The organism is Deinococcota bacterium, assembly GCA_030858465.1.
Lineage (GTDB): Bacteria > Deinococcota > Deinococci > Deinococcales > Trueperaceae > JALZLY01.
The window spans coordinates 1-5,328 of record JALZLY010000155.1; the positions used below are offsets into that span (position 1 = coordinate 1).

General features: G+C 64.2%; 3 protein-coding genes. All 3 read left to right on the forward strand.

What is annotated here, in order from left to right:
- Window positions 1-239: 239 nt before the first annotated feature.
- Window positions 240-1,316 carry an ABC-2 family transporter protein gene (locus M3498_07605; GenBank protein MDQ3459148.1) on the forward strand — a complete coding sequence of 359 codons (1,077 nt, stop codon included), beginning with the start codon at window positions 240-242 and terminating at the stop codon, window positions 1,314-1,316.
- Between the two features lie 3 nt (window positions 1,317-1,319).
- On the forward strand, window positions 1,320-2,102 hold the full coding sequence (locus M3498_07610) for an ABC-2 family transporter protein (GenBank protein ID MDQ3459149.1): 783 nt from the start codon (window positions 1,320-1,322) through the stop codon (window positions 2,100-2,102).
- Window positions 2,103-2,229: 127 nt separating this feature from the next.
- Entirely contained in the window at window positions 2,230-5,277 is a 3,048-nt protein-coding gene (gene pulA / locus M3498_07615) for a pullulanase-type alpha-1,6-glucosidase (GenBank protein ID MDQ3459150.1), read from the forward strand.
- The last annotated feature ends 51 nt before the right edge of the window (window positions 5,278-5,328 follow it).

A 5,328-nucleotide genomic window follows, 5' to 3' on the forward strand; every position in this document is an offset into this window, starting at 1 on the left:
GCCCCTAGCCGCGTCAAGGTTTGCTGCTCTTAACGCCGTGCTGCAAGCGGTATCTAGCCAACCCTCCATTGGCCCACCAAGGTAGTGACGGGCTGGTAGATTGGTGACAACGTTTCGAGGCCTCCGAAACCGTCTCAGTCCAGGTAAAGCGGCACACCAGCTCCGTGCGTTTTCGGGTGGTGGTGTGCTGTGGTGTACTACAGGGAGGTTTGACGATGATTCTGACGGATGGCCTGACGATGACATACCGGGTGCCCGTACGCCCTGCGGGGCTGCGCGCCGCGCTGCGCTCGCTCGTGCGCCGGAGCGTGCGCGAGGTGCAAGCGGTCCGTAACATCTCGTTCGAGCTTACGCCCGGCGAGCTCGTAGGCTTTATCGGCCCGAACGGGGCGGGCAAAACCACCACCCTCAAAATGCTCTCGGGCATCCTTCACCCGACGAGCGGCCGGGCGAGCGTGCTCGGCTACGCCCCCTGGAAGCGAGCGCACGCCTTTTTGCGCCGCACCGCCATGATCCGCGGCAGCCGCCCACTGGCCGCGCCGGGGGAACTCACCGTCATGGATATCTTGCACTTTCAAAAACTTGTCTACGAGGTGCCCGAGGGCGAATTCAGGCGCAACCTGGGGGAACTCACCGAGCTCTTAGGTTTGGAGCCGCTCCTCGAGAGGCAGGTGCGGGCGCTGTCGCTCGGAGGAGGCGCCGGGATTTCCAGCTATTACGTTGCCCTCCTAACGGTGCGCCTGCTGAGCGCCTCGTATGAAAACCACACCTTCTCCGGACGCATCTACGACGGGAGCCTGGCGGAGGACCTGCTCCGGCCGCATGGCGTCGTCCTCGCGCCGCTGGCCTATAACCTGGCGATGCGGGTATGGCACGCCTTGCTCGGCCTGCCGCTGCTGGTGGGCGCGGCCCTCCTCTTTGGCGCCTCCTTTGACCTTGCCGAGGTGGGGATCGCGCTGCCAGCGCTGGTGCTGGCTGGGGGGTTGCGCTTTCTTTTCACCTACACGCTTGCGCTCTCGGCCTTTTGGACCGAGCGTGCGCACGGTGTGGTCGGCTTCGGCGACGTGCTCATCTTCCTCCTGGGCGGCGAGGCGGCACCGCTCCCGCTCATGCCCGAAGCGTTGCGCCCCTGGGCGGAGGCACTGCCCTTTAGGGCGATGCTCGGCTTCCCGGCGGAAGTGGCGAGCGGGGTTTTGAGCACTGGCCAGATCATCGCCGGGTACGTCTGGCAGCTCGCCTGGGGGATGGCTTTGGTGTTTCTTGCCGCGCTGGTGTGGCAGCGCGGGGTGCGCCGCTACACGGCGGTCGGGGGGTGAACGGTGCGTTACCTGAGACTCTTTTGGGCTCTTATCGTCATCTCGGTTCAGCGGGAGCTCGCTCACCGGGCAAACCTCATCTTCCAGGCGCTCCTCACCGCGACCGGGTTCGCCGCCGGGCTCGCGACGCTTGGCATCGTTTATAGCCAGACGGACACGCTGGCCGGCTGGCGGTTTGAGGAGACGCTCGTGCTGCTCGGCGTGTTTTACCTGATGAGCGGTGTGCTCGAGGCCTTTATCTCCCCGAACCTCGCCTGGTTCGGAGGCAAACTTCGGCAAGGGGAGCTCGACGATCTGCTTCTCCAGCCGGTCTCGAGCGTGTTTCTCGCCAGCCTCGGGACCTGCCAACCGTGGGCGCTCGCCCAGGTCGCGCTCGGCGCGATGGTGACGGCAGTGGGCGTAGCCGGTGCGGGTGGCGTTCCCAGCGCGGTGCAGCTCGCCATGTTTTTGCTCCTCATCGCCGCGGGCGTGATCCTCACCTGGGCCTCGCGGGTGCTGCTGGCAAGTCTCGCCTTCTGGGCGCCGCATGCGGAGCTGGACGTGCTCTACTCGGCCCTCTGGCAGTTCGGCCGCTATCCGCTGGACGTCTACCATCCGGCCATCCGCGCGCTCTTGACCTACCTCCTGCCTGTCGCTTTTATCACCATTATGCCCGCACGGGCGCTGACGCGGGGGGTGCCGCTGTGGCTGGCGGGGGCTGGCCTCGCAGCTGGCCTCGGCGGGGTTGTGCTGGTGCTTGCCGTGTGGCGGGCTGGCTTAAGGCGCTATACCAGCGCGACGAGTTGAGCCGCCCGCAAAAGCCTGAGCTTGATAAGATAGAGTTAGTAGGAGAAACTAAAAGGAGAAAGGGTACAAGAAAGGATAAGACAGTATGAAGCGATGGTTTAGATGGTTTTTTGTCTTGATGGCTTTGATGTTAGCCGCTTCAGGCTTCGCTCCGGCGCAAGAGGAAGGACCGCAGGAGGGTAGTGCCCGCATCCACTACCACCGCCCCGACGGCGACTACGAGGGCTGGGAGCTGCACGTCTGGGAGGACACCACCGAGTCGGTAACCTGGGAGGACGGCCTGGATATCGCCGCTGAGACGGATTACGGTGTCTACTGGGACGTAGCCCTTACGGACGGCGCGCGCCGCGTCGGCTTTATCGTCCACCGCGGCGACGACAAGGACCCCGGTCCCGACATGTTTCTCAACCTCGAGCAGCACGGCAACGAAATCTGGCTCGTTTCAGGGAGTGACAACATCTATAGCGAGCAACCCGACCCCGACAATCTTCCTGCCGCTGGTCCGGCCCTTGCCCCCGACCTTGCCCCCGACCTTGCGCTCGCCAAGGCCCACTGGGTCTCGGAGAGCACCATCGCCTGGCCGCTTGAACCTGCCGAGGGCGCGACTTACGCGCTACATTACGAGCCCGACGGGGATCTCGCCATCGAGGACGGTGAGGTCAGAGGCGGGCAGGTGGCGCTTCTCTCTTTTGACCGTGACGGCTTAAGCGACGAGGTTCTCGCCAAATTTCCCCACCTAGAGGGCTACACCGCCCTGCGGGTGGGAGCCAACGACCTCAGGCGCATTCCCGACATCTTGCAGGGGCGCATGGCCGTGTCGATGACCGCCGGCGGCGCCTTGGTCGAGGCGACAGGCCTGCAAATTCCCGGCGTTCTTGACGACCTTTATACCTACGACGGCGACTTAGGCATCGTCTGGGAAGGTGACGCGCCTACGCTCAAGCTCTGGGCGCCCACCGCGAAGTCCGTCAGTCTGCACCTCTTTGACGGCCCCGACGCCGGGACCGCGCTCGAGGTTTTGGATTTGGAGCGCGACGAAGGGGTGTGGAGCATTGCCGGCGAGCCGGACTGGAAGGGACGTTACTACCTCTACGAGGTCGAGGTCTACACGCCCGTCACCGGGCAGGTCGAACGCAATCTCGTCACCGACCCCTATTCGCTCAGCCTGGCGATGAACTCCGCGCGCAGCCAGCTTGTAGACTTGGGCGACGCAGAGCACAAGCCCGAGAGCTGGGACGTCCTCGAGAAACCCGCGCTCGAGGCCTTTAACGACGTCAGCATCTACGAAATCCACCTGCGCGACTTCAGCATTAGCGACGAGACGGTGAACCCGGAAAACCGCGGCAAGTACACCGCCTTTACCGAGGCGGACACAAACGGCGTGCGCCACTTGCGCAGCTTGGCCGAAGCCGGTCTCAGCCACCTCCACCTCCTGCCCACCTTTGACATCGCCACCATCGACGAGGACGAGAACCGGCAGGTGAACCCGAGCTTTGAAGAACTCGCCGAGTTCCCGCCCGATTCGACCGGACAGCGCGACCTCCTCAACCCGGTCCGCGACCAAGACGGCTTTAACTGGGGCTACGACCCCTTCCACTTCAACGTGCCCGAGGGCTCCTACGCAACTGACGCGAACGGACCCCGCCGCATCCTCGAGTACCGCGAGATGGTCCAGGCCATCAACGGCGCCGGCCTGCGCGTGGTAAAAGACGTCGTCTATAACCACACCAACGCCGCCGGCCAGAGCGAGCGGTCGGTCTTTGACCGCATCGTTCCCGGCTACTACCACCGCCTCGACGAAAACGGCGCCGTCACCACCAGCACCTGCTGCCCCAACACCGCCACGGAACACGCCATGATGGAAAAGTTCATGGTGGACTCGGTCGTCTTTTGGGCCACAGCCTACAAGATAGACGCCTTCCGCTTTGACCTCATGGGCCACCACATGCGTGACAACATGGTCCGCGTCCGCGAGGCTCTAGACGCCTTGACCCTCGAGGAGGACGGCGTGGACGGCGCCAGGATTTACCTCTACGGCGAGGGCTGGAACTTTGGCGAGGTGGCCGACAACGCCCGCGGCGTCAACGCCACGCAACTGAACGTCGGCGGCTTGGGCATCGGCACTTTTAACGACCGGATGCGCGACGCCATCCGCGGCGGCGGGCCCTTTGACGCGCCGGGGGACATCATCAGAAACCAGGGCTTTATCAGCGGCCTCTCCTACGACCCCAACCCCGACAACCCCATGAACGACAACCCGCTCGGGCCCGGGGAGGCGGCGACGCGGCTCTTACACTACGCCGACCTCATCCGCGTCGGGCTCACCGGCAACCTGCGCGACTATAGCTTCACCGACCGCTCGGGCGAGACGGTGACGGGCTTTGATATCGACTACAACGGCGCGCCCGCCGGCTACACCGAAAGCCCCCAAGAGGCCATCAACTACGTCGAGAAGCACGACAACCAGACCCTCTTCGACCAAATCGTCATGAAAGCGCCCGTCGAGAGGACGGTGGACGAGCGGGTGAGGATGCAAAACCTGGGCGCCAGCATGGTCATGCTCGGTCAGGGCGTGCCCTTTTTCCATGCCGGCCAGGACATGTTGCGTTCGAAGTCTTTAGAGCGCGACTCGTACAACTCGGGCGACTGGTTCAACCGGCTCGACTTCAGCCTCGAGACGAACAACTTCGGCGTGGGCCTGCCGCCCAACGTCGCCGAGGCCGACTTCCCCTACCTGCGCCCTTATCTCGCCGACGAAAACCTCGTGCCTGAGCCTGTGCACATCTTGCGTGCAGCCGAGCACTTCCAGGAGATGCTCCGGGTCCGCTATTCCTCGCCGCTCTTTCGCCTGAGGAGCGCCGAAGAGGTGATGGCGCGGCTCGAGTTCCATAACACCGGCCCCGAGCAGACCCCCGGCCTCATCGTCATGAGCCTGTCGGACAAGGAGGGTGAAGACCTGGACCCAGAGCATGACCTGATCGTGGTGATCTTTAACGCCACCGGCGAAGAGGTCACCTTTGAAGCCGAAGCGGTTCGGGGCCTCGAGCTCAGCCTTCACCCCGTGCTGGCAGCCTCGAGCGACGCGGTGGTGCAGGGCTCGAGCTTCGACGCGGACACGGGCGCCTTCACCGTGCCCGCACGCACCACGGCGGTCTTCGTGGAGGGGGCGCGCTAGACTTCGGCAACTCGAGTGGTCGAGCATGACACCTTTAGAGGGCTATCAGGG